Below are 1,583 nucleotides of genomic sequence, written 5' to 3'. Positions count from 1 at the left end.
TTCGGCGCCGCGCCGGGCCGATGCGGCACTTGGCCGATGCGCGGCCCGTTCGACGCGCGGCCCATCCGGCGGCGCGCCGCGGCGACGGCGCGCCGGCTCAAAAGAACGTATCGAGAAACGCCGCCGCGCGCTCGGACAAGCCGACGACCTTGTCGGTGGCCTGCCGATAGAACTTGAAGTTGAGCTCGGTCTCGGCCTTGCCGTCGTCCCACTCGGCATGCGGCTTGAGCTCGGCGCGGCCCAGCGGCCGGCGCGCGTTCGCCTCGCGCCGGATGCGCACGCTCACCCGCGGCGTCTGCCGCTCCAGATCCGGCCGCAGCGGTACCGCTGCGGCCGCGGCCACCGTGCCGCGCGCGAACAACCCGCGCCCGCCGGAGTTCTCGCTGGCGAACAGATACACCGTGTCGCCCGCGGCGATGCGCTTGCCGCCGTACATGCTCTTGAGCGCGTCGAAGGCGAACTCGCGCGCGGCGGTGTCGGCGACTTCGGTCTTGATCGCGTAGGCGGCCATGCACGGGCATCCGGACGGAATCGCGCCAGGGTAACCGCATACTGCGCGGCGGCATGAATCGGCGCTGGACCGGACGCGGCCACGGCGAGCCCCGTGGCGTGTCTGCGCTATCATGCGCCGCAGCCAACGCAGACCTCGCCGCAGTGTGATCGAAGCGCTTCCCCTCTAGTCCCCGCAGGCCCGCCGCATCGCGGCGCGCGCCACGGGCCCGTCTGCCGCGCATCGCCGCGGCACCGAGTGGAGAGCGCCGGTCATGGCCGTCGGTTACGTTCGCGTTTCGCATCTGCATTTTTCCTGGCCGGACGGCAGTCCGGTCTTCGCCGATCTGTCGCTGCGGCTGGGGCCGCTGCGCACCGGCCTGGTCGCGGCCAACGGCGCCGGCAAGAGCACGCTGCTGCGGCTGCTGGCCGGGCATCTGGCGCCCGGCGCGGGCCAGATCGAGATCGGCGGCCGCCTGGCCTATCTGCCGCAGCAAGCCACCCTGCCCGGCGACGCGCGCGTCGCCGACGCGCTCGGCATCGCCGCGCGCCTGCGCGCGCTACAAGCCATCGCCGCGGGCTCGGCCGAGCCCGAGTTGTTCGACGCGGTCGGCGACGACTGGGACGTGGCCGAACGCAGCCGCGCGCTGCTGGCGCGCCTGGGCCTGGACGCGCTGCCGCTGCACGGCCGGCTCGAACGCCTCAGCGGCGGCCAACGCGCCGCGCTGAACCTGGCCGGCTGCCTGCTGCAGCAGCCCGACGTGCTGCTGCTCGACGAGCCGTCCAATCATCTCGACCGCGCCGCGCGCCAGCGGCTGTACGCGCTGATCGACGGCTGGCAAGGCTGCCTGCTGGTCGCCAGCCACGACCGCGCCCTGCTCGAACGCATGGACCAGATCGGCGAACTCGCGCCCGACGCGCTGCGCCTGTACGGCGGCGGCTATTCGTTCTATCGCGATGCCGCCGAGCGCGAACGCGACGCCGCCGAAGACGAGCTGCGGCAATTGCGCCAGCTCGACCGGCGCGAGCAGCGCGAACGCCAGCAGGCGCGCGAGCGCGCCGAGCGCCGCGCCGGCAACGCCCGCCGCGCGGCG

At 73.9% G+C, this 1,583-nt stretch carries 2 protein-coding genes; one reads left to right on the top strand and one right to left on the bottom strand.

Annotated elements, in window-relative coordinates:
- Positions 1-97: 97 nt before the first annotated feature.
- Positions 98-511, bottom strand: coding sequence for a hypothetical protein (locus A7A76_RS05450; RefSeq protein ID WP_206410241.1), 414 nt, complete (start codon positions 509-511; stop codon positions 98-100).
- A 253-nt stretch (positions 512-764) separates the two neighbouring features.
- On the opposite strand from A7A76_RS05450, the gene A7A76_RS05445 reads away from it, so the two are divergent.
- On the top strand, positions 765-1,583 hold an 819-nt coding region (locus A7A76_RS05445; RefSeq protein WP_206410240.1), incomplete at its 3' end, for an ATP-binding cassette domain-containing protein.

This window comes from Lysobacter enzymogenes (genome assembly GCF_017168095.1).
Lineage (GTDB): Bacteria > Pseudomonadota > Gammaproteobacteria > Xanthomonadales > Xanthomonadaceae > Lysobacter > Lysobacter enzymogenes_D.
This window is presented reverse-complemented; position numbering and strand designations above follow the sequence as displayed.

Excerpts from the sequence above, each read along its gene's own strand:
- A7A76_RS05450 (WP_206410241.1), bottom strand. The coding sequence starts at position 511 with ATGGCCGCCTACGCGATCAAGACCGAAGTCGCCGACACCGCCGCGCGC.